This is a genomic window from Gimesia sp., from assembly GCF_048262075.1.
GTDB lineage: Bacteria > Planctomycetota > Planctomycetia > Planctomycetales > Planctomycetaceae > Gimesia.
On sequence record NZ_JBLXFK010000002.1, the window covers coordinates 787939 to 810378 of the forward strand.

Annotated in this window: 20 protein-coding genes; 11 read left to right on the plus strand and 9 right to left on the minus strand. The window is 50.2% G+C overall.

Going from position 1 to position 22440, the window contains the following annotated elements; translation table 11 throughout:
• Positions 1-102 precede the first annotated feature (102 nt).
• Positions 103-1071, plus strand: a complete 969-nt coding sequence (locus tag ACN0YH_RS06755; RefSeq protein WP_417378800.1) for an acetyl-CoA carboxylase carboxyltransferase subunit alpha — start codon at positions 103-105, stop codon at positions 1069-1071.
• Between the two features lie 412 nt (positions 1072-1483).
• Positions 1484-1879: a hypothetical protein gene (locus ACN0YH_RS06760; protein WP_417378801.1), complete on the plus strand. Its 396-nt coding sequence runs from the start codon at positions 1484-1486 to the stop codon at positions 1877-1879.
• Positions 1880-2136: 257 nt separating this feature from the next.
• Here ACN0YH_RS06760 and ACN0YH_RS06765 read toward each other — a convergent pair whose 3' ends face one another.
• The 5 genes from ACN0YH_RS06765 to ACN0YH_RS06785 form a co-directional block, all read right to left on the minus strand.
• On the minus strand, positions 2137-3366 hold the full coding sequence (locus ACN0YH_RS06765) for a CvpA family protein (RefSeq protein ID WP_417378802.1): 1230 nt from the start codon (positions 3364-3366) through the stop codon (positions 2137-2139).
• Between the two features lie 204 nt (positions 3367-3570).
• The gene (locus ACN0YH_RS06770) at positions 3571-3831 is read right to left on the minus strand and encodes a hypothetical protein (protein ID WP_417378803.1); all 261 of its coding nucleotides are present in this window, start codon (positions 3829-3831) and stop codon (positions 3571-3573) included.
• 30 nt (positions 3832-3861) lie between these two features.
• Entirely contained in the window at positions 3862-4311 is a 450-nt protein-coding gene (gene dtd / locus ACN0YH_RS06775; RefSeq protein ID WP_417378804.1) for a D-aminoacyl-tRNA deacylase, read from the minus strand.
• 25 nt (positions 4312-4336) lie between these two features.
• Positions 4337-5446, minus strand: coding sequence for a glycine oxidase ThiO (gene thiO, locus ACN0YH_RS06780; RefSeq protein ID WP_417378805.1), 1110 nt, complete (start codon positions 5444-5446; stop codon positions 4337-4339).
• Between the two features lie 154 nt (positions 5447-5600).
• Complete coding sequence (locus ACN0YH_RS06785; RefSeq protein WP_417378806.1) at positions 5601-7490, minus strand: c-type cytochrome domain-containing protein; 1890 nt, start codon at positions 7488-7490, stop codon at positions 5601-5603.
• A gap of 503 nt (positions 7491-7993) precedes the next feature.
• On the opposite strand from ACN0YH_RS06785, the gene larE reads away from it, so the two are divergent.
• The 5 genes from larE (at position 7994) to ACN0YH_RS06810 (ending at position 11684) form a co-directional block, all read left to right on the plus strand.
• A complete protein-coding gene (larE, locus tag ACN0YH_RS06790; RefSeq protein WP_417378807.1) occupies positions 7994-8797 on the plus strand; it encodes an ATP-dependent sacrificial sulfur transferase LarE in 804 nt (267 codons plus the stop codon).
• An 85-nt stretch (positions 8798-8882) separates the two neighbouring features.
• Positions 8883-9980 (plus strand): threonine aldolase family protein, encoded by a 1098-nt coding sequence (locus tag ACN0YH_RS06795; protein WP_417378808.1) that lies wholly within the window; start codon positions 8883-8885, stop codon positions 9978-9980.
• 380 nt (positions 9981-10360) lie between these two features.
• A complete protein-coding gene (locus ACN0YH_RS06800) occupies positions 10361-10798 on the plus strand; it encodes a flagellar biosynthesis anti-sigma factor FlgM (RefSeq protein ID WP_417378930.1) in 438 nt (145 codons plus the stop codon).
• Between the two features lie 48 nt (positions 10799-10846).
• A complete protein-coding gene (locus tag ACN0YH_RS06805) occupies positions 10847-11146 on the plus strand; it encodes a Fur family transcriptional regulator (protein ID WP_417378809.1) in 300 nt (99 codons plus the stop codon).
• Between the two features lie 40 nt (positions 11147-11186).
• Positions 11187-11684, plus strand: coding sequence for a Fur family transcriptional regulator (locus tag ACN0YH_RS06810; protein ID WP_417378810.1), 498 nt, complete (start codon positions 11187-11189; stop codon positions 11682-11684).
• Positions 11685-11736: 52 nt separating this feature from the next.
• On the opposite strand, the gene ACN0YH_RS06815 is transcribed toward ACN0YH_RS06810, so the two are convergent.
• Positions 11737-12786 carry a prepilin peptidase gene (locus tag ACN0YH_RS06815; RefSeq protein WP_417378811.1) on the minus strand — a complete coding sequence of 350 codons (1050 nt, stop codon included), beginning with the start codon at positions 12784-12786 and terminating at the stop codon, positions 11737-11739.
• A gap of 373 nt (positions 12787-13159) precedes the next feature.
• Between ACN0YH_RS06815 and ACN0YH_RS06820 the strand changes: the two genes are divergently transcribed.
• From ACN0YH_RS06820 to glnD, 4 genes are all read left to right on the plus strand, one after another.
• The gene (locus ACN0YH_RS06820) at positions 13160-14533 is read left to right on the plus strand and encodes an ammonium transporter (RefSeq protein ID WP_417378812.1); all 1374 of its coding nucleotides are present in this window, start codon (positions 13160-13162) and stop codon (positions 14531-14533) included.
• Positions 14534-14760: 227 nt separating this feature from the next.
• The gene (locus tag ACN0YH_RS06825) at positions 14761-15099 is read left to right on the plus strand and encodes a P-II family nitrogen regulator (RefSeq protein WP_002648670.1); all 339 of its coding nucleotides are present in this window, start codon (positions 14761-14763) and stop codon (positions 15097-15099) included.
• A 91-nt stretch (positions 15100-15190) separates the two neighbouring features.
• Positions 15191-15529 (plus strand): P-II family nitrogen regulator, encoded by a 339-nt coding sequence (locus tag ACN0YH_RS06830; protein WP_417378813.1) that lies wholly within the window; start codon positions 15191-15193, stop codon positions 15527-15529.
• A 79-nt stretch (positions 15530-15608) separates the two neighbouring features.
• The gene (glnD, locus tag ACN0YH_RS06835; protein ID WP_417378814.1) at positions 15609-18308 is read left to right on the plus strand and encodes a [protein-PII] uridylyltransferase; all 2700 of its coding nucleotides are present in this window, start codon (positions 15609-15611) and stop codon (positions 18306-18308) included.
• A gap of 24 nt (positions 18309-18332) precedes the next feature.
• Here the strand turns inward: glnD and ACN0YH_RS06840 are convergent, their stop codons facing one another.
• The 3 genes from ACN0YH_RS06840 to ACN0YH_RS06850 all read right to left on the minus strand — a co-directional run bounded on the left by ACN0YH_RS06840 (position 18333) and on the right by ACN0YH_RS06850 (position 22226).
• Positions 18333-19334, minus strand: a complete 1002-nt coding sequence (locus tag ACN0YH_RS06840) for a type I phosphomannose isomerase catalytic subunit (RefSeq protein WP_417378815.1) — start codon at positions 19332-19334, stop codon at positions 18333-18335.
• Between the two features lie 547 nt (positions 19335-19881).
• On the minus strand, positions 19882-21519 hold the full coding sequence (locus tag ACN0YH_RS06845; protein WP_417378816.1) for a hypothetical protein: 1638 nt from the start codon (positions 21517-21519) through the stop codon (positions 19882-19884).
• Between the two features lie 152 nt (positions 21520-21671).
• A complete protein-coding gene (locus ACN0YH_RS06850) occupies positions 21672-22226 on the minus strand; it encodes a hypothetical protein (RefSeq protein WP_417378817.1) in 555 nt (184 codons plus the stop codon).
• Between the last annotated feature and the right edge of the window lie 214 nt (positions 22227-22440).

A 22440-nucleotide genomic window follows, 5' to 3' on the forward strand; every position in this document is an offset into this window, starting at 1 on the left:
ATAAAATCTTCCAGGAATTGCCTGCATCTGGTAAACTGGCCGGCATCTTTTTCACTATCTACCCATTCATTTTAATACGCGGTCTCAAATACTATGTCTGTTATGAATCAGCTTCCGTTCGAACGACCTATCTACGAACTGGAAGAGCAGCTCAAGAAAATCGAGCAGGAACCCAATCCGACCCCCAACACCAAAGATGCCATTCGCAACATGCGGCTGGAAATCACACGGATGAAACGTGAGATCTTTGAAAACCTGGATGCCTGGGATACAGTCAAGGTTGCCCGTCATGCGGAACGACCACAGACACTCGATTACCTGGAACTCGTATTTGATGAATTCGTCGAACTACATGGCGACAAAGCCATCGGTGATGACCGTGCCATCCTGACGGGCCTCGCGAAACTGGACGGACAAAAAGTCATGTTTGTCGGACAGCAGAAAGGACGCACATTAAAAGAGCGCACCGAATGCTTCTACGGTTGTGCGCATCCGGAAGGCTATCGCAAAGCCCTTTCCAAAATGAAGATGGCGGAAAAATTCGGGATCCCCATTATCTGCCTGATTGACACCCCCGGTGCTTACCCGGGCATCAAGGCCGAAGAACAGGGTATCTCCTACAACATTGCGATTAACCTCAGAGAAATGTCACTGTTGAAAACCCCCATCATCTGCGTCGTGATCGGCGAAGGAGGGTCCGGGGGCGCAATCGGAATCGGCGTAGGCGATCACATCTCCGTCCTGCAGTATGCCTACTACTCAGTGATCACTCCCGAAGGCTGTGCCGGCATCTTATGGAAGGATCACAAATTCGCGAACGAAGCTGCTAACGCACTCAAATTCACCAGTAAGAACCTGCTCGAACTCGGCATCATTGACGAAGTCATTCCCGAACCACTGGGGGGTGCCCATCGAGATCATCGCCAGATGGCGGCCGCATTGAAGGCATCCTTATCTGCCAACCTGAAGCAACTGACAGGCGTCCCTAAAGATCAACTCGTCGACCAGCGCTACGAGAAGTTCCGTAAGATCGGCAAGTTCCACGAGACACTGGAAGCAGAAACCGCGTAGTTCCACTGCAGTCTCTGCAACACAATTCAAACATCAAGCGTACGCCCGTGGAATTCCAGAAAGGAACCACCAACGGACGTACGCTTTTTTTGTGACCGGTGAAATGGCAAAAGCATTTTGACTGAAGAGCGTGAGTGATTCTTTTCTCAACAATCCGTACCCTTGCCGTCCTAAGAATCTCAATAACGTGTGCACCACTCTTCGCCTACATCCAGCCGCGGCCAGACAAAGTTCTTCCACTCTCAACCCGTCAGCGGGCCGTTTGGATGCTATGCTTTGAGCAGACGTTTCGCGAACGCGATTGCGGATGGCGTCACCGTTTTCATTCAATGCTGGTGAAAATATGTTTTTGTGCGCGCTGAAAGAAGCCGACCTCTCAGAGGCCCGTCAGTGAGCTGAAAAGGAAAACGCGATGCAAGTGTCACAAATCCGAATCGAGGCCCTCAGAGACGCATTTCTGCGCAAGGAGTTCGGGGAACCTGCTCTCCGTGAAGTTGATGTCACCGGAAACGAATTCACGATCGCAATCGCCGACCAGTCGCGTCAGATACCCGGGGAAATGGAGACACGAAAATCGCAGTTCAGACCCGGCCAGAGAACTCGCATCGGGGCATGGAAACGGGCCTGTTTCAAGACGCGATTTCGACGCACGTTTCAGCATACTCAGAGCGAGCAACAGCAGCATAAATCAATACCAGGATCGGCTCGTCTGGATCGCGTTGAAGTGTGGCGGCTGACGGAGATCAAACCTGCTGCAAAGCGGACCTCCGCAAGAGAGCAGCGGCCCCGTTTCACTTACCGTTTTTAAACCACGCGATTCAAAGCATGAGAGGAGAGACAACACAGGGAAACCCCCATAAAGCACCCCACCACGAACGTCCGATAATGTCCGTTATGTTAAGTTCGGCGTGATTTAAGGCCTGTTTTTACAGGGTTTGCGATTTCCCTGATTCTGCTCTCTCACTCAACGTTCTATTTGAAACCGAGCTCTACCTGACTCTCATAGTAACTCTGCTTCTGCATCACATTGCAACTGAAAACAGACTCGAACTTCGCTTCCGTATTTCATCTGCGCTGTGCATCACGCATCCGATCCTGTAACGCAGATCCCAGTGAATTCAGAGGCACTTGCTGCAGTTCCAACTGACGCAGAACCCGTGTATCCAATGGCGTCGTGACATCCGTTTTCGGATCGGGGTCTCCCCCGTTCAATAACAGGTCTGCCCGCCAGTCTCGCAAAGCAGCCAGGACCACCTGATCTGGCAACCCCGTCAGCGTGGATTCGAATTCTTCAATCAGAGAGTTCTGTGCTTCCGGGTAATCAGAATAGATGGCGGCAATGTCCCGCAGTAGTTTTGTTCGCTCCTGAGTGACGCCTTGTATTCCTGAAGCAGCCTGTCCCCCATTGGCATCAAACAGCGAACTGTCAGCCGGTTGCGATGTCTTCTGAGGCTGACCATCCTGCCAGCTGTTTGTCACACTTCTCAACACACCGGGAATCCGCGACTGCAGCTCCCTGGCGAACTTTTCCCGATCCTCGGGAGCAGTCGCGTTATAAGCTTCGATCACCTTATCCTCCAGCTCACTTTTCAGATAGCTGGGAATACTCTTCAGAATCTCTTTCAATAATGAATCCTGTTTTGTGGTTCTGACGTCAGGACCGCCATTCCCTGATTTTTCAAAAAAGGGATTGGGAAGATCATTTGAACCGGCAGGAAATGGATTGTAATCGTTTTGCTGTTCATGGTCGTGGCCATCACCGAATAGATCATCATCATGATCATGCAGATCGATTCCCGGGTGATCCAGTTTAGCCAGGCATGTATCCAGAATATGATGCAACTCTTCCGGCATCACAGGTGCCATTTCATTCAGAATCACTGCCGCTGCATAACCACTGCGCGACTCCAATACGGTCGCCCGGGCAGATTCCGATATGGTAATCAGAAAGAATGTCAGGAACAAAGAAAACAGAACGCCTTTCAGCAGTCCCAATACAGCACCCAGATGGCGATCGAACTCATTGAATTTCAAGGAATCGATGGCGGTCTTCAAGCTCCGCGCCAGCGTAAACGAAATAAACGAGAATGCAATGTAGATGACCAGCATCGCGATCCAGCGATTGAGTGGTGGCTTCACATTAATGAGCGGAGCCAATTGTAGAGACAGGGATTCTGCAAACGCAAAGCAGAGCACCAGCGCTGCAATCGCGGCCAGTTGCCAGACGACGCCTTTGGAGGCACCTTTCCAGACAGCATAAAGAAGAATCCCCACTATCAGCAAATCAAACCACATCGCGACATCCTGTCTATTTCGGTCCGTCCATGAGAAATTTCGGAGCTGGCCCACTCCCCTGCTTGCACTCCCCCGATTTTTCATCATTTCAAGGGAAGGGGATTATAGGCCAAAATTGAGCACTGCGGAAAGCCCAGATTTTGGGTCTGAAAATTCAGTGGTAAAGATAAACGAGGGTGAATTTTCAAAATAGAAAAGCAGGGGTCATCCGTCAGAATTTTGCTTATCTGGTTTCGATTTTATCTGGGTGCGGCCGCATTTAAAGCCGATCGCAATCATCTGGCTGACGGAATAAACCAGCAGCAGTGTCGAAGTGCTTAACAGGATCACAAAAAAACCAAAAACAGAGATCGCAATTACCGTCTCTTCACCCAGAGATCGCGTGAGAGTATCGGGAGCACCACACAGGACCATTACGGCGGCCACACTGATCAGAACAGCGAGCATCTTTTGACACAGCGCCATACGAACTACCTTTGATCGGGAGTCGAGTGTTTAAAACAGTTTCTTACTGTCCAGCAGCAGCGTGATGGGCCCATCGTTGACCAGTTCCACATCCATGTGTTCCTGAAAACGCCCCGTTTCGACCGGGATGCCTTGACCGCGAACTTCCGCTACAAAACTCTGATAGAGTTCATTGGCCTGTTCGGGTCGCGCTGCATTCACGAAACTGGGCCGACGCCCCTTGCGACAGTCTCCCAGCAGAGTGAATTGACTCACAACCAGCATTTTACCGTTCACATCGGATAACGCCAGGTTCATTTTTCCGTCCGCATCTTCAAACACACGCAGACCGCCGACCTTCTGAGCCAGATAAATCACGTCATCCTGCGTATCCTCCGGCTCCACGCCCAGCAAGACCAGAAACCCCTGCTCGATTTCTCCCGTAATCTCGCCATTCACCGTCACACTCGCACGGGACACTCTTTGCACTACAGCTCTCAAAGCAATCTCTCCTCGTGGATGTGACTCAATCGATATCAATGCCGCGCTGGCAGGAAAACGGCTCCAGGGAGATCGACAATTCTTCTTCACAGATTAATTGTCGAATCAGCTTCGCGGTGATCGGTGAAAGCTGTAAGCCATCCCGGTAATGTCCGGCGGCCATGATCAGATTCTGATAACCATCGACGCGCCCCAGGTAAGGCAGACCATCAATTGACTTTGGTCGTAAGCCCGCCCAGGCGCGTTCGAATGTCGCGTCCTTTAAGCCTGGCACGACAGACTGCGCGAATGCAATCAACCCCGCCACTCCCTCTGCCGTATTCTCTTTATTGAAGCCCGCATGTTTCTCTGTAGAGCCGATCAGAATTTTCCCATCACTGCGGGGCACAAGATAGCGGCGCCCCGATTCGATCACCTGGCGAAACGGTAGATGTTTCATCGACAGTAATACAATCTGTCCCTGCACGGGGACCAGCTCACATTGAAGCCCCAGTCTGCTGAGAACTTCAGGCGTCCAGGCCCCTCCCGCGATTACCGTTTGCCCTGCACGGTGGACTCCGGAAGGTGTTTGAATTCCCGATATCTTTTCACCTTGGGTTTCAAATCCGACGACGGGAGCTCCTGCATGCATCACAACTCCTTGATGAGCACATGCAGACAACAGCGCTTTCATATGTCTCGGATTCCGAACCTGACCCATTTCAGGCAGATAGAAACCGGCCTGGATCTGCTCACTCAAAAACGGTGCCCGTTCGCGCAAGGAAACAGAGTCGAGTTCTTCAACGACGGTACCCGTTTTGTGCCAGTCCTCTACATAACTCTGCCAGTCTGCGACATCTTCAGACAGAGACAGATGCAAACCACCACAGATCAGATAGCCATTATCAATCCCCGATTCCTCTTGCAGACGACGCGACCACGCGGGCCACAACGGCTGGCTGGCGGCGCGGAGTTGTCCTGCGGGAGTTGTAACGCACTCAATATTTGCGGGAGGCAGCATGCCGGCGCCAGCCCAGGAGGCCTCCTGGCCGAACTGCTGACGATCAAAGACAGCGACAGTCAGCCCCTGGTTCACCAGTTCGTAAGCGATCGAAAGCCCGATCACTCCGCCGCCAATAATATTTACATCCATCATGGGTATAACGAGCCCTGGTCATACTCTTCAAAACGTGACATTCAAGGCGGTTGATTATAGCGGACTGACTGCAGAATCACAGGGCTGCCCCGCATTTCCAAAAACAGGAAACGCGGCCCCCTGCTTTTCTGTCTGATTCCGATTCACGGGAAACTTAATTCAACTTACCGGGGCGCAGAGTCCTGGCATACGCTGTCACCAGTGCCCGCAGGTTTGTCCTGTAGACTTTCTGCAGTGCTGCAGGAGCTGCGGTTCCTGCTTTGAATTCCTTCAACAGCAGCGCCATCTTTTGCGCGCCCCCATTGTTTATCAGAAATTCGACCAGCGTAAAACCGATTGCCGTCGTTTCAGACGGTGAAAAAGTCCCCTCTGCAACCAGGTCTTCCGGTCGTGTCATTTTAGGGGCCGCATCGAGTGCTTCCTGTCGTAATGACTCGAAGTACTTTTGGCCGACTGAGCCATTCGCTGCCAGCAGCATTCCCAGTCCACGGGACAACCACATCGGCACATCCCCTTCTCCCCTTTGAATCGCTGCATTGGTCACTCCCGCAACTACATTCGTTTGCAGACCCGGTGAATTCACGGTCGCCTCATCGCCAACATCCTGCAAAACCAGATAGGCTTCCAGGTAAGTTGGTGTAACTTTGGAGTGCCAGGTTGTTGCAGGGTCGACCCGGCGGTCTTCAATAGTCTGGTTGAATTCCGAATAACCGAACCGGTCTTTGATCACATAGACCGCCAGCTTGCCTCGCCAGAGTGGCTTCTGTTTTTCATTAAACAGTTTTCGTAAACCATCTGCCTGTGTTTCTGCCCAGCCACTAATCTGCTTCAGTCGATCGGAACTCACATTTCCATAGAAAATAAATTCGTCGGTCTCGAGCAATTCCGGCTTCTCGTTATTTAATGCACGTTTCCAGACAGGCTCCAGTGCTTCCCGTCGCAGATCAGCAAATTTTTCCGGCGAAAGGGTCGCCAGTTCTGCCATCCGTTTCTCATCTTCTGTCGGCACCATTTCCCGCAGGTTGCCTTTGGGATTTTTACCGTCGAATTTGGCACCTTCTTCGATCCAGGTTTTCAGATCACTGGCATTTTTGGGTTTAAGCAAAGCCTGTCCCTGTGGCATTTTGATTGGATCCTGTAAACCCACCAGATGCCATAAACGACTGTCGTCCGGTTTTCCAGGCACGATTACTTCACCGGTATCGCCGCCACGCAGAATATCTTCAAAGGTCACGACTGAGAATCCACTGGCCGGATTATTCCCGCTGTGACATCGCATACAGTAATCCAGCATCCAGGGAGCAAGGTCGTTCATGAAGGAAATTTTTTCATTTCCCGTCGCCATCACAACTTTCACAGGGTTCTTTTTCGCTTTCGCCGAGGCGCCAATGGGGTCTGTCTCTTTCTCGCCATCAAAGCGGGCTCCTTCCTTAATCCAATTCGCAATCAATTTAATCTGATCCTGTTCCAGAGCGGGTGCATTTTTCGGCATCCGCTGATTATCGGGAGCAATCAATTTCAGAGCCATCAAACTTGTATTCGGATTTCCCGGTACCAGCAGCAAGCCACTCCGTCCGCCTTTCCGCATATCTGCGAATGTATTCAATTTCAGATTCGCACTCGCCCGTTGTGCTCCATGGCAGTCCACACATTTCTCATTCAGAATGGGCGCGATCTGTGATTCAAAACTGATTCCTTTATTGGCCCCCGGAGCACCGCCTCCTCCCATGGCTTTTTCCAGAACAGTACGACGTAAACCAATCAGTCGTTTGGTACTGACCATAACTGGATCGGTTTCCGGGATCATTGCATCCAAAGCCAGCTTATCCAGCTTTGCTTCTTCTTCATCGGTCAATGTTTTTGCTTCGTCATATTTTTTTTGACGAATCAACGTTGCGGCTTTACCCAGGTTCCGTTTGATCGAAGCCAGTTCCTTGCGCTGCGCAGGAGTCAGCTTCGCCGCCTGGCTTGTGGCAGTGAGGATTCCGGAGAACAGAATCAGAGCCAGGAGGAATCGAGTAATCTGAACGGACCGATAAGACATAACTTTCCTCTTAATTTTGAATTAGGATAGATTGCGTAAGGTAACGCGACTCCCCTGCTCCGCCGTAGAGACGAGGACGCGGGAGACTCTCTTCCGAATGATGATTCATTCGTTCAATCAGACATCTGTATTATCAAAGTCAGCACCTCACTGGTGCATCCAGATTGATACTGTACTCCGTTTTCATTGTTTTCAGTATAATCGTCCCGGGAATGAGAAAAAAGATCTGAATGCGATGATTCCCAGATCCAGAGACAGTCTGTAAATTTCCCTACCAACAGAACCTCCCTTCTCTCCAGCGGATTCGTTCCTTTTTAGCTCTCTTGACGGGGAATCCACAAATTTAGCCTGAAGTTCCACGACAATGCCGCCCCGGGTTGACTATAATAGGGATCATTGACACGAATTCCTGATAACCTCATATATATTCTTCTCTTTTGACTATGTCTCTGACCGCAGAATTATCCCGAAAATCCACACGCCTGACGGAAATCCTGGCGAGCATGGACCGGATTATTGTCGCTTTTTCTGCTGGCGTAGACAGTACTGTCGTCGCACAGGCTGCTTTTCTGGCGCGCGGCGATCATGCACTCGCGACCACTGCGGTCAGCCCCAGCCTGGCCTCCGGTGAAAAAGAAGAAGCGATTCACCTGGCCGAACTGATTGGTATTCCGCATCGCCTGGTTTCTACATCCGAATTTGCAACAGCAGAGTACCGGGCCAATGCCCCCAACCGCTGCTTTTTCTGTAAAACAGAATTGTACCAGATCCTCAGTCAGTCGATTGCGGGAACAGAATGGGAAACCGCCACCATCGTCAACGGCGCCAACCTGGATGACCGTGGCGATCATCGCCCTGGAATGCAGGCGGCGACAAACTATAATGTACGCAGCCCTCTGATCGAAGCAGAGTTCACAAAAGATGATGTTCGTGCACTCGCCCGGCACTGGGAACTCCCGATCTGGGATAAACCCGCACACCCCTGCCTGTCCAGTCGCATCGCTTACGGAGTGGAAGTTACAGAAGAACGGGTTCAGCGGATCGATCAGGGTGAACAGTTCCTGCGTAATCAATTCAAGATTCGGGAACTCCGGGTCCGACTGGAGCCCAACGAACTGGCCCGCATTGAAGTTCCTCTGCACGAGATCCCCAAACTGACCACTCCAGCCGCGCTGACACAGATTTCTGATTATTTCCTGCAGCTTGGCTTTCGGAATGTCACACTCGATCTGCAGGGCTTTCGCTCAGGCAGCCTCAACAGTTTTCTTTCCATCAACGACCTGCAGATAGCCGCTCCCAAAACCTGAACTCAGGAGAGATCATTTTCTGTTCGCTTCTGATATCACAGCACTCAATACAGCATAACCGCAACGAATGACAAGGAAACCAGCCGTGGATTCAGACAGTTCGTCTTTCATCGATCTTCGTAGTGACACAAAAACCAAACCAACCCCGGAAATGCTGCAGGCCATGATTTCTGCAGAGCTGGGCGATGACATGAATGGGGAAGACCCGACTGTCAATCGGCTTGAAGCCATGATCTGCGAACTGCTCGGCAAGGAAGCAGCCGTCTTTGCCTGCTCGGGAACACAATCCAATCAGATGGGCCTGCGCGCTCACTGCCTGCCCGGCGATGAATTGCTGATTCACGAACTCGGACACATCGCCATCTTCGAAGGGGGCGCTCCCGCAATTCTCAGTGGTGTCAGTTGTCGTACCTTGACTGGTGAAAAAGGCATGTTGACCGTGGAAGGTCTCCGTGGAAAAATTCGCGCCAATGATCAGCACCTGACACGCACTAAGCTCTTATGCGTAGAAAACACCACCAATGCAGGTGGCGGGCACTACTACCCTCTCGATCAACTCACTGAAATCTGCGACTGGGCGCACGCGAACGGCTTGAATACTCACATGGACGGCGCACGAATTTTTAATGCCTGTATCGCCGGGGGCTATTCAATGAAAGAGATCTGCGCCCCGCTGGATACGATCTCGATCTGTTTTTCCAAAGGACTGGGGTGCCCGATGGGGTCGATCCTGGTCGGTTCGCAGGAAGCAATTACCCACGCCCGCCGCTCACGCAAAATATTCGGCGGCGCTTTAAGGCAGGCCGGTATCGTGGCAGCAGCGTGCATTTATGCCTTGGAAAATAATATCGAACGTCTGCAGGAAGATCATGACAACGCCCGCTTTCTCGCTGAGCAACTGGCTGAGATTGAAGGAATCTCCATCAATCCTGAAGAAACCGAGACCAACCTCGTCTTCTTTGATGTACACACGGAGCTGGGAAATGCGATGCAACTGGCAGCCGCCCTCAAAAAAGAAGGTGTTGGAATTGGAGCCATGGGCAATTCCACGCTGCGAGCCTGCACGCATCTGGACATCAGCCGCGCCCAGATTGAACAGGTTCCCGCCGCTGTCCGTGCCGCGCTGCAGGCAGGTCTCGCTCAATACCAGGGAATCGCGACCGGCCCATATGCTCGTGGCTGATTGGTTACAAAAAACCGTTTCTGTGAAAAGACTTAACTGCGACAGAAATCATACCTGATACAGGCTGATTTTCCTGCCTCGCATAATCGGCATAATCGATACCAGCAATCGAGTCCTGTCAGGTTCGAACGATTTCCGTATCAGAAATTAAACTTTTGACAACGGGTCAGTCGATGCAATTAAGGTTCAGACTCCCCTCAACGATTGAGGCCGTAAAGACATAGGAACATGTCTTACCATTAAGCCTATATCTCGTTTTTACTCCATTGAGCTGGAGGATGTGCAGGAAGCCATTCTACATTCAATATTGATGACAACCTGAAAACAGGTGTTCTTTTGCTTCATTAAGTGGCAAAAACACTGGAAATTCAGTGAATTCAATGAAAGAATTGGCCATGACTGCAGACTACCAGTTGAATCGATCCCCCGTCTTACGATATCATGAACCACATACAGTAACTAATGGTCGGGAGAATTCTACCCCGACAGGTTCAGAACCACGTGACAGGGGGAATGCCGCCATGGATGTTAACGGCACCAGTTCTATTTCCGGATCTCTGCCTATCAGTAAGCAGACCGGTCCGAGCAACACCAACATCAATCAGACACCTGCTTCGAAGCCAATCTCTTCTCCTCAGGATGAATTAGAGATTTCTTCTGCCGGTCGAATGCTGGACGAAATGACGAACAACTCCGATATGCGTGCAGAGCGGTTAGCACAAATCAAGGCGGCTATTGACGACGGAACTTATGATACGGATGAAAAGCTGGATGCAGCTTTGAGCCGTATGCTGGATCAGATCTCTGATTCTGATTAAACCACGTCTTAGTCGTAGTAGAGAAATTAGATGAGAAAGAGATAGACCGTGCTCCATTTTGAAAGCCTGGAAATCGCTATGTCTCCTGTTGAGAAATTCAGAGAGTACCTGGCCTCCCAGGGTATAAGATTGACTCAGGAACGAGAAATCATCGTTGCTGAAGTTTTCTCATCCCACGAACAGTTCGACGCAGACCAGTTGGTTGAGCGAATGGCAGATCCAGGCGTCGGGCGCCGCGTCAGCCGCTCAACTGTATACCGCACAATTGGTTGGCTGGAAGAAGCCGGAATGCTGCGAAAAGTAGGACGTAACAATGACCGCGATTTTTATCAACCTGAATCAGAATAATCCGCGTACCTGACGACTTTAGAAGAGGAAGAGATCAACAGTGCTCAATTTTGAAAGCCTGGAAATCGCTGTGTCTCCCACGGAGAAATTCAGAGAGTACCTGGCCACAAAGGGAATGAGATTGACTCAGGAACGTGAGTTGATTGTTGCTGAAGTTTTCTCTTCCCACGAACATTTCGATGCTGACCAACTGGTCGAGCGGATGAAGCTGCAGAAAACCGGACGTCGTGTCAGCCGTTCTACCGTCTATCGCACGTTAGGCTGGCTGGAAGATGCAGGTCTGCTGCGAAAAGTCGCCCGGACCAACGACCGGGATGTATTCGAGCACGACTACGGCTATCCACAGCACGATCATTTTATCTGTAAAAGCTGTGGGGAGCTGTTTGAGTTCCAGAATGACGATATAGCGGAAATCCTGGAAAAGCTCGCGGATCAAATTAACTTCCGCATGAACGAGCATCGCCTTGAGGTCTACGGCATTTGTGATGAGTGTTCCCGGCCTCCTCAGCGTCGCCATAAAAAACTGGATCTGATCTGATCATCCAGGCGATTGGTTCCTGCCCCGGCCCCCTGCCCTGCCTCACACTGACTTAGCGTCGTTTCACAGGAATTGCTCTGTAGATTCGTAGCAGAACCAGCAACAGGATCAGTGCGCCCAGAGCAATCCCACCGATCATCACCAGCCCCAGAGCATCGCCGTATAATTTACGAATGGAAAATTCGGGAGCTGCCCCGGCGGCACTCGCCGGCCATTCCGCCAGCCAGAACCATTTCCAGCCCATCAGCACTATCAACGTGGCAGCGCACAAATAAGGCCCGTATGGCAGATAGGTTTTCCCGGACATCACCCGCGTGAGAAAGCCGATCAAAATTCCACAGAGCGGAGCCAGCAGCAGGATCGGCAGAATCACCTGCCAGCCCAGAAAACTGCCCACCATCGCCATCAATGTCACATCACCCAAGCCCAGCGCTTCCTGCCCCAGTAATACCGATGACACCAGTCGCAGTCCCCAGGTGAGACCGCCCCCCACCATCAATCCCGCCAGGCTCCAGCTCAATCCATGCCAGTGTGAATGGGCTTTGATCCATTCCGGTATATAAGGTCCGGTCAGTCCCGGAACCGCCTGATTCCAGTCCACCCACAGATGAATAATCTGCAGGTGACCGGCAATCGTGGCACCGAGCACACCAATCAGCATTCCGGGAAAGGTTATCTGATCTGGGATCAGATATTCGCGAAAGTCGATCGAGGTCGCAGCGACCAATAGCGTCAGTAAAACGTACAAATAGAGCAGCCGCCATTCCAGCATCTCCCCGGACGGTCGAACTGAGGGGACTTCCAGGCAGCGCAACTGCACAGCCATAACATAAAACAGCACGAACAGCCCCCCGGTTGCAATTTCCAGCAGAACTTCTGAACGTGGCAGTCGTGCAGCACACTCTCGACACTGATTTTGAAATGGTAGCCAGCGGAGCACGGGAATCAACTTCCAGAAGCGAACGCGCGCTCCACAGGACTCGCAGCGCGTCAGGGGTCGAATGACCGGCTTGAGAGTCATTAACCGCACCCAGGCATTCACCAGCAGACCAATAACGGCCCCCGCTAAAAACAAGATTCCAGGCAAATATATACTATTCAATTGTCCTATTCTCACTCTCATCAGATCTTAACCAATCCTGAACAAAACCCGCTCGTTCATGGGTGATTTTGCTGCAGGGCTTTGGTAGACTGGCGCGTTAACTGATTTGACCGTAAGATCATGCTGGATGAAGGATATGGTGAAGTCTGATCCATCGAATCGCAATTGCGGTTCGATGAAAAAATCAATTTAGATGAAACTGCTTGCTCGCACAATCATCTGAAGCGATTCATCCACTTTGCAGATCGTCCGATCAATTCAGAGAACCAAAGCGCTCGCTCACTGCTTTGACAATTTTTTCGCGCTCGGAAAGGCCTTCGTAATGAGGAGAGTCTACAGACAGATTACGTACTGTACTTTTTTAACAATTTTCATGAGTTTATCAGGAACGGGACCGCTTTTCGCGGACGAAACTGCTCCTGCGCATGCTCTTGGCTCCGGTGCGGAAGCACCAGCCCAGGAAGAGGCAGCGACTGAATTCAACAGCGCTGACATCGCCTGGATGATGGTGGCCTCGGCTTTAGTCCTGATGATGACGGCCCCCGGCCTGGCACTCTTTTATGGTGGCCTGGTTCGCAAGAAGAATATTCTGGGAGTCATGATGCAGTGTGTGTTCCTGATGGGACTTATGTCTGTCATCTGGGCACTCTGGGGTTATAGCCTTGCCTTTGGGTCAGATATCCTGGGTGGTTTTGTAGGTGGTTTCGATCATATCCTGCTTAAAGGTGTCATCCCCTCCTGGCAAGATGGTGCAGTGGTGATCCCGGCGAATGGATCGATTCCCAAATCACTATTCATGGTCTTCCAGATGATGTTCTTCATTATTACCCCCGCCCTGATCTGTGGGGCTTTTGCAGAGCGAATGAAATTCAGCTCGATGGTGGTTTTCTCCATCCTCTGGGGAACCCTGGTTTACTGCCCTATTGCTCACTGGGTCTGGTCAGATACCGGCTGGTTGTGTGAATGGAATGATAATGCATTGTACCCAGCGTTTGATTTTGCCGGAGGGACAGTAGTACACATCAGCTCCGGATTCTCAGCCCTGGTCTGTGCGATTCTATTAGGAAAACGCCTGGGATACGGACAGGAACCCATGCCGCCACATAACCTGACCTATACCTTCATCGGTGCCACTATGCTGTGGGTCGGCTGGTTCGGCTTCAATGCCGGGAGCGCCGTAGGTTCTAACCCGGCAGCCGTAAATGCCTTCGTTTCGACTCATCTTGCTGCAGCGGCTGGAGTTTTGGCCTGGGCGGTGGCAGAATGGTACTTCAACGGCAAACCCAGTATTCTGGGAGCTTGCTCCGGGGCAGTAGCAGGACTGGTCTGTATCACACCTGCCTGTGGTACGGTTACACCTCTGTCGGGAATTATTCTCGGACTGATCGCCGGTTTTGCCTGCTATTTTGCCTGTACTACTTTGAAATCCAAGTTTAAATACGATGACTCCCTGGATGCCTTTGGCGTGCATGGCGTCGGGGGAACCGTGGGGGCCATCCTCACCGGGGTCTTTGCGACCAAAGCCATTACGGGAGATGCAGAAGGTTCCGGTCTCCTGGAAGGAAATTCGCAGCAGTTGATCAATCAGTTTGTCAGCGTGGGTGCTGCGATCGTCATTTCAGTGGTGGGAACCATTATTATTCTGAAGCTGATCGACCTGACCATGGGTCTGCGGGTCAGTAAAGATGGTGAAATTCAAGGGCTCGATTTGAGTCAACATGGAGAAGAAGGATATATCTTCCTGTAATAACGGGGAATCGAGAGTCGGCTTCAGGCCGACTCTCGTTCTCATTTTCAGGAATTTCGGTCCGAAAGGCCTGTCAGGCCAATAGTTCTGATTGTTTTTTCAGGGAAATCAATTTGCGGTATCGAGATTTTCCGACAAATGCGATATAATATCGTAAGTGTGATAGTCGTCTGGGTTTCTGAAAGCGCTGGAAGAAAACCGGGCATTTTTCTGGGAGTATGATTCCGATGAAAAAAGTGGAAGCTGTCATCAGACATTTCAAACTGGAAGAAGTTAAAGATGCTCTGACAGAAATTGGTGTACAGGGCATGACAGTGTCTGAAGTACGTGGTTTTGGTCGCCAGAAAGGCCACAAAGAACAGTACCGTGGTGCAGAATACACCGTGGATTTTCTACCGAAAGCCAAAATGGAAGTCATCGTTCCCGATGATCAGGTGAAAGCCGTTGTTGATACAATCCTTGAATCAGCACGCACCGGCCAGATCGGCGATGGAAAGATCTTCGTTTTACCAATCGAAGATATTATCCGGATCCGCACAGGAGAAGCTGGAGATACTGCACTTTAACAAACGACGGTAAAGCGAGGGGCGTGCTTTTGCCCCTTTTGCTTTACGTCGGTCTGGCTGACTGAAATTACGGTTTTCGAAAGAGCTTTAAATGAAAAAAATTGAGGCAATCATTCGCCATTATAAACTTGAAGAAGTCAAAAATGCGATTTCTGAAATTGGCATTAGTGGAATGACTGTCAGTGAAGTCCGTGGTTTTGGTCGCCAACGTGGCCACAAGGAAACCTATCGAGGCAATGAATATATCGTTGACTTTCTTCCGAAAGTGAAACTCGAGATTGTGGTCCAGGAGGAAATGGTCCCCCAGGCCGTTGAAACGATCACACAGGTTGCACGTACCGGTCAGATTGGTGACGGGAAAATTTTCATTACCGCTCTCGATGAAGTCATTCGAATCCGTACGGGAGAAACTGGTCCGGAAGCGGTCTGATTCTGAAGATGATTTCCTGCAAGATGCTCTGTCTTGAATCCGGGCTTCTTTTGTTCGCGTTCGTTTCAGCCTGGAATTGATGATGTCACACACGTCGACTTCCTGCAATGCACAACAATTTGTTGTCTATCGCACGAAGGTAGAGCAAGCCCGTTTACGAGGTAAAGAACTGTTGCGCCATGGTGCCAGCGGTTTGCAGATCGCTACAGCGATCGCCGAATCGATCGAACAGTTGCTGCTCCAGATCATCCAGGATCAGTTTCTGCAACTTCCTGAACACCGCCAGAAGTTACTAATTCAAAACTGCTCCATTCTCGTCATTGGTGGTTCCGGACGCGGACTGATGGCCCCCTACTCTGATGTGGACCTGCTGTTCCTGTATCGGAATCAGGTTGATGAAGAATTCGCGGAGTTTGTAGGGGACATTGTTCGCAACTGCTGGGATGCCGGCTTGAAACTGGGACACAGCCTGAGAACCATTGCCGACTCGGTCAAAATGGCGCGCACCGAACCCGAATTTGCCACCGCGATGATTGAAGCCCGTGCCATCTGGGGAGATGAACATCTCGCCGAACAGCTGATCCGGGCATTCTATCGTCACGTCATTTTATTTCGCAGAAGGGTGTTCTTCGATCAGTGTGTCGAAGCACGCTGGCAGGAACGCAAACAGCATGGCGGCGCGGTCATGCAACTGGAACCGGATATCAAACGCTCTCCGGGCGGACTACGCGATATTCACCTCCTGCGCTGGACAGGCTTCGCCCGCTATGGAACCGCGAATCTTGATATGCTGCGACTCGACGGGCGGATCAACAGTCGAGATGTCAGAACACTGAAGAATGCCCGCGACTATCTGCTCAAAGTACGCATTCAGCTGCATTACGAGGCTGGTCGCCAGCAGGATCTGTTTACCAAAGACACTCAACTCTGGATGGCTGAACAACGTCAGATAGCAGGTACAAACGGGCAACGCCCCGTTGAATTGCTGATGCAGGAATATTTCAAGCACAGTAAAGCAGTCGCAGAGATCACCGAACGGTTCATCAAAACGCATCGGCCTCAGCCCCTGCTCTCGCGCATCTATGACTTCCTGATGACACACCGATCCGACTCCATTCTCAAAATCGCTCCTGATCACGTTGATGTGATCCCCAGATATCGCGCTCAAGTCTGTAACAGTCTGGAAGACATCCTCAAACTGTTTGATACAGCTTCACTGTATGGAATTTCAATTGCCCCTGATCTACTTGATGCCATCCGGGAAGCAGCGCTCACCCTGCCACCGACAGTTTCCAACCGGACGATCGATCTGTTTCGTGCCATTCTGGATCGCAGTACGAATCTGGGCACTACCCTGAGGACCATGTCTGAAACCGGGATTTTGAATTTACTGATCCCTTACATGAAACACGCTTATTGCCTGTTACAATTTAATCAGTACCACAGTTACACGGTAGACGAACACACCTTCCGCGCCATCGAAGCCTCTGAAACATATTCTACCGATGACTCAAGTCTCGGCAGTTCGTATCGTCATATCGAGAAAAAGGATATTCTCAACCTGGCGATTCTGCTGCATGATATTGGTAAAGGCTACGGTGAAGATCACTGTAAAATGGGAGCGATGATTGCTACGGACACCGCGGTGCGGCTGGGTTTGAAAGAGGAAGAACAAAAACTGCTGGTCTTCCTGGTCTTTGAACATTTAAATATGGCACACCTGGCTTTTCGGCGCGATATTTCTGATCCGGACATCCTGTTTGCCTTCAGCCAGAAAGTCGGCAGTCCCGAAAAATTACGGATGCTGTATGTACTGACGGCAGCGGACATCACCGCTGTGGGCCCGGGAGTATTTACCGACTGGAAATCCGAGCTGCTGGCAGATCTTTATGAACGGACCATGCTGCTGCTGGGTGGGAAACATTCACGTTACAATCGCGACCAGCGCCTCTCGCGCGTCAAACAACAGGTGCGCAGTTATTTGAATCTGCCTCAACTGCTGGACCATGAAGCAGAACAGGAAGAAGGCTGGTTCACAGAACTGTTCAATTCCTTCTCTCCTCATTATCTACTGGTCACTTCGCCCCAACGCATTGCGGCCGACATTGAGATTCTGCGAGACCTCCCTTCAGACCAGATAGTTGTCGAAGGAGAATTTGAACCGGAAACTGCTACAGTTAACTATCATGTGATCGCTTCGGCCCTGTATTCACAATCCTGTTTTCATCGTATGGTCAGTGTATTTACTTCGCGGCGAATGGAAATCATTTCAGCACAGATTACGACCAGTGCATCCGGCGGAGTGGTCGACAGTTTCCGTGTGATTGACCATGATTATGCAAGCAAAGTTCCTCGCTCACGTGTGGAGACGATCGAAACGGAAATCCGCAAAGCTGTCATCGGCGAGAGTGACGCCAAAACCATGTTTTTAAACAATCAGCGTTTTCACGAATCAGCCAGCCTGAGTGGTGAATTCGATCTGGGTCGAGTGGAAATCGATAATCAGTCTTCCAGGCGTTGTACGATCATTGATGTGATCGCCCATGACCGAACCGGCCTGCTGTATATCGTCTCTCGCGCCATCAGCCGCATGGGACTCTCTGTGGTGATGGCAAAAATTTCCACGCACCTTGATCAGGTCGTGGATGTGTTTTATGTCATTGATGAGCAAGAACGTAAAATAGAGGACGGAGATCGATTGCAGGAAGTGAAAGAACAGCTGGAACGCACCCTGCATGACTTTGAGCTGGAAGGCTACAAACGGTATCAGCGCGTCTGACAAAACCCTTCTCAAACCTGCGTCTCAGGCGGGCACGACTTCCAGAAATGTAATTGGCGTCTCGACATGAATTTGGCAATCCGAGGCTGCCGCCGGAACCAGTAGCGTTTTCCCCTGAAACAGTTCAAACGTTTCTGCACTGCAATCCAACTGACCTGAACCTTCCAGTACGATCAGGACCTGGGCCTGATTCAATGAAGCCAGTTGAAATGATTCCCGGGAAAAATGCCGCCGAATCGAAAAATGCTCGCACGTTAATAACTCTTCAATCTGGTGATTTGCCCGAAATTGCTTTTCGGGCTCTAAGATATCCACCGGTCCCAGATCAAAATCAATGCAGGCAATTGCCTGCTCGACGTGTACAGGACGCGGACTTCCAGACTGATCCAGACGGTTCCAGTCGAATAACCGATAGGTAACATCACTTGTCTGCTGCACTTCGGCCAGTAATATTCCCTCACCAATCGCATGCAGAGTCCCCGCCGGGATGTAAACACAGTCTCCTTTACGGACAGGATAGCTGTGCAGACAATCTTCAACTGTTCCCAGTTCCAGATGCTTCCGGAGTTGATCTGGGCTGACCCCCTGCTTCAAACCCGCATAGATACAGCTGTCTGGCGCTGCATCCAGAATGACCCAGGCTTCAGATTTACCCGACTTCGTTGCATCAAATCGGGGTAGATGCCCTGCGTCCGGATGCACCTGCAGCGAAAGTCGATCGGTGGCGTCGATAAACTTGATGAGTATGGGGAACAGTGGATAGCTCTTCCCCTCTCCAAATAATGCTTTCGGGTTCTTGTCAATTAACTGTGACAATGTCCAACCAGCGAATTCCCCACTGGCAATCTGTGTGGGAGCGCCAGGATAGTCAGACAGTTCCCAGCTTTCTCCATAATCCTGTTCTACACCAATTAATTTGTGCAACTGAGTACCCAGACGCTCCCCGCCCCATCTGGCACGCTTTAAAATCGGCGTGAATTCCAGCGGTAATAAGGTGGCGGTAGATTGGACTTCTTGTAATGACATAATCAGATAAAAAGTATTACTGGGTAACAAGATAGAAAGACTGGTAAAGATGGTAACTCTTATAATCGTAATTCACGAAACCCCTCAATTGCAACTATAATCTGTACGATTTATGAGATCGGGAATCTCCTGATATATTTCGTTGTTTTCTGGGAACTAACGATCTTAAAAGGTTCCAATTGCCATAAACGGGAACTCCTGCTAATCTCTCCCCCCTTGAAGCCATCGACAACCAACCTGAACCATGCGTACACTTGTCAGTACCCGACTGGTCCCTGTTGTCTGGTGAATATTCGCTGTTTATCGATGAAAGGCTCCTAAGTGGCAGATCTGACAACTCAAAGTTTAGAAGTTGAACTTTCCATTGGTGATACAATACAGATCGGAGATCAGTTTTTAACGGTTGTTGATATCGAGGGAAACGAAATCTTGTTTCAACTCGATTCAGACAATCCAACGGGACCTGCCGCAAACGCAATGTAAGATTCCCACTTCTGTCGCTGAAATTCACTCCGATATTCATTTTCTGGAATGAGTTCCTGATTATTTAAGGCTGTGTTTCTATTTCAGGAGGGGCCGCTGGAAAAAGGAGCCATTCAGGGATTTCCGGCTTCAGAATTGCCGACCTTCGTGAACGTTCAAGCGTTGCCTGAAACCGGAAAATGTCTTTCACCCAGAGTGTTGCCTGTTCATCTTCATAAATCAGTGACCAGTCGCGCCTGTTCTTCAGATAACCATTCGTCTGCTGAGACTTTGGCAGAAGAATAATTTCCGTCGGGTATTCATCCAGCAGCGGGGTCGAGGTGCTGGAATTCTGATTCAGCTTCTGGAACGCTATAAACTCCTCTTCCAGTTGAGCTGAGTAGACCGTCCGATAACGCCCGTCAAAGGCAACACGGGATGCAGGAAAGGTCTGCCAGATCACATATTGTGCCCAGCCATAATCAGTCAAAATATTCCCGGCCAGTTGTTCGTTGTTTAAGACTTCAATCGCGGCAACAGGCATCCCGGGAGCTCTGCTTACTGTTTCGACACCAATCTGCCAGGGCGGAACTCCTTCTTCCTGCAGATGGATTACGGTATGAGTCCCCAGCCCCAGTATCGCCAGTGTCATCGTTACGATCAGAACGGACCGTAATCCCAGTCTTGCCCTCCCTGACCATTGCTGATTGATGATGGGAAACAGGTTTCGTACTGCATCTGTGATCGGCCGTGGTAATAAGATCATTACGGCAATCGCCAGTAAAGCCACATGCCTGATATGACTGACCGCCTGCCAGGCGACCACTGCAATCAACATCAGGTCAATCCATTCCCACTTTCTCGAACAGAAAAAAGCCAGCGCTATCAGTAGAAACGGAATATAATACAACAGTGCCTGACGGGCCTGCCACAGAGGCTGCCATTCACGGACAATCTGTGTTGTAATCAGATGATCCCAGAGCATCTGATGCAGTTGAATGCCATAGGGGTTAATCAGAGTCACGATCCAGCTTGCTGAAACAGCCACTACCAGTCTGAGAAAATCTCTTCTCTGGTAGAGGCCTTGAAAATATCCCCATCCCACCCACAGGACCACCAGGGCTTCGACACCAACACCCGCCAGAAAACCTCCATGTGAGTTCGACCAGAAGAGCATGACAACAGGCAGATACCATACTCCCTTTGATTGAGGGCGGTCAACATAATGCCGCAGCAGCAACAGAGTCCATGCGAAACAACCAAAAGTGACCAGTTGCGGGCGAACAAAAACCACAAACTGTGCCAGACAGAATGCACCGTAGACCAGTAGCAGGACGGCACCAGAGAGGCTTGCCCTGGATTTTCTTAATGCAATCCAGGTTGGAATCAGGATCATGCATAGCCAGAAATTACGCCAGAGCCATAAACCGGTATTTCCCATCTGGATCCAGAGCCAGCCAAATGACAATTCAGAAAACCACTCATGATTAATCCAGATCGTGCCTGGCTCGGTGTAACAGAACGGATCAGTTCGTTCTACCAGAACATGTTGCTCCAGGGCACGTAATCCGTAGAGGGTATGTCCCCATAAATCGGGATCGGCAATTGTCACAGTGCCTGTTAAGAACAGACATGCCACCCAGATCATCCCCGAAGAAAAATACCATTCGCGAGAACCCATTTCCCATTCAGTATTCCCGGATTCTATTTCAGACACTGACACCACTATTCTCCCGGTGGATTCGATTCGCGAACCACGCTGCCAGTAGCAGTTTGTTATCATGCTGGAAATAAAAAAAGACCTGCACTCAATGGTACAGATCTTTTATTTTTTTCGATTTCTGTTCTCAGCTGCTTAGTTCACAATAGAGAGAACTATTTGCTTTTCAAAATATCTTCCAGATCGGGAAGGGCATTATGAATTGGTTGCAGCGTCGGAACGCCATCACCGTCTGCTGGGAATTCTTCGTATGCTGTCAAATCGATCTGCTCGTAGATTCGATCAAACATTTTGTGAGCGTAGGGCGCTTTCGGGTTTCCACCGAGAGCAATAATCTCACCTTTTTGACGAAGAATATTTGTGTAGTTATAAGGTCGGAAATAATAGTATCCATGATAGACAGGCGGGTAAGGATAGTGTGGGTACATATCACCTGTTGTTTTCCAACACAACCAGCTACGCTTTTTCAATTTGCATCCATTGTCGCTGTAGCAGTTGTCCCACAGTCCCCAGTGACCGAAGAGTCCCCCAGGCTGACAGAGATCACCAGTACTACAACCGCCTGATACACAAGCGTTGGAAGCAGTACAGGTATTTTGACATGATGCCATTGAGACCGTTGCGGGAGCACTGACGGAGTTGACTGGTACAACTTCGCCGTCGTACTGCCAGACACTTAAACCGATGAGCAATGCAAAACTCGCATTCATGAGACCACCTTTTATTTTTACGTTGTATCAACAACACTTTTGATGAGGCATTATGGTGGACATTAAAAATTATTTTCACTCTGATTTCAGAGCACAAATTCTCCCACCATATCTCGTTTTCGTCCTGACATGGACCAAATGTAAAGTAAAAATAGAGAAAATCAACAAAATCTTAAAATATACGTAAATTGGGAAACACGACATAATTTATATC

Coding starts and splice junctions, on each gene's coding strand:
- ACN0YH_RS06755 (WP_417378800.1), top strand. CDS start 103: ATGAATCAGCTTCCGTTCGAACGACCTATCTACGAACTGGAAGAGCAG.
- ACN0YH_RS06760 (WP_417378801.1), top strand. CDS start 1,484: ATGCAAGTGTCACAAATCCGAATCGAGGCCCTCAGAGACGCATTTCTG.
- ACN0YH_RS06765 (WP_417378802.1), bottom strand. CDS start 3,366: ATGTGGTTTGATTTGCTGATAGTGGGGATTCTTCTTTATGCTGTCTGG.
- ACN0YH_RS06770 (WP_417378803.1), bottom strand. CDS start 3,831: ATGGCGCTGTGTCAAAAGATGCTCGCTGTTCTGATCAGTGTGGCCGCC.
- thiO (WP_417378805.1), bottom strand. CDS start 5,446: ATGATGGATGTAAATATTATTGGCGGCGGAGTGATCGGGCTTTCGATC.
- ACN0YH_RS06785 (WP_417378806.1), bottom strand. CDS start 7,490: ATGTCTTATCGGTCCGTTCAGATTACTCGATTCCTCCTGGCTCTGATT.
- larE (WP_417378807.1), top strand. CDS start 7,994: ATGGACCGGATTATTGTCGCTTTTTCTGCTGGCGTAGACAGTACTGTC.
- ACN0YH_RS06800 (WP_417378930.1), top strand. CDS start 10,361: ATGAAAGAATTGGCCATGACTGCAGACTACCAGTTGAATCGATCCCCC.
- ACN0YH_RS06820 (WP_417378812.1), top strand. CDS start 13,160: ATGAGTTTATCAGGAACGGGACCGCTTTTCGCGGACGAAACTGCTCCT.
- ACN0YH_RS06825 (WP_002648670.1), top strand. CDS start 14,761: ATGAAAAAAGTGGAAGCTGTCATCAGACATTTCAAACTGGAAGAAGTT.
- ACN0YH_RS06830 (WP_417378813.1), top strand. CDS start 15,191: ATGAAAAAAATTGAGGCAATCATTCGCCATTATAAACTTGAAGAAGTC.
- glnD (WP_417378814.1), top strand. CDS start 15,609: ATGATGTCACACACGTCGACTTCCTGCAATGCACAACAATTTGTTGTC.
- ACN0YH_RS06840 (WP_417378815.1), bottom strand. CDS start 19,334: ATGTCATTACAAGAAGTCCAATCTACCGCCACCTTATTACCGCTGGAA.
- ACN0YH_RS06850 (WP_417378817.1), bottom strand. CDS start 22,226: ATGAATGCGAGTTTTGCATTGCTCATCGGTTTAAGTGTCTGGCAGTAC.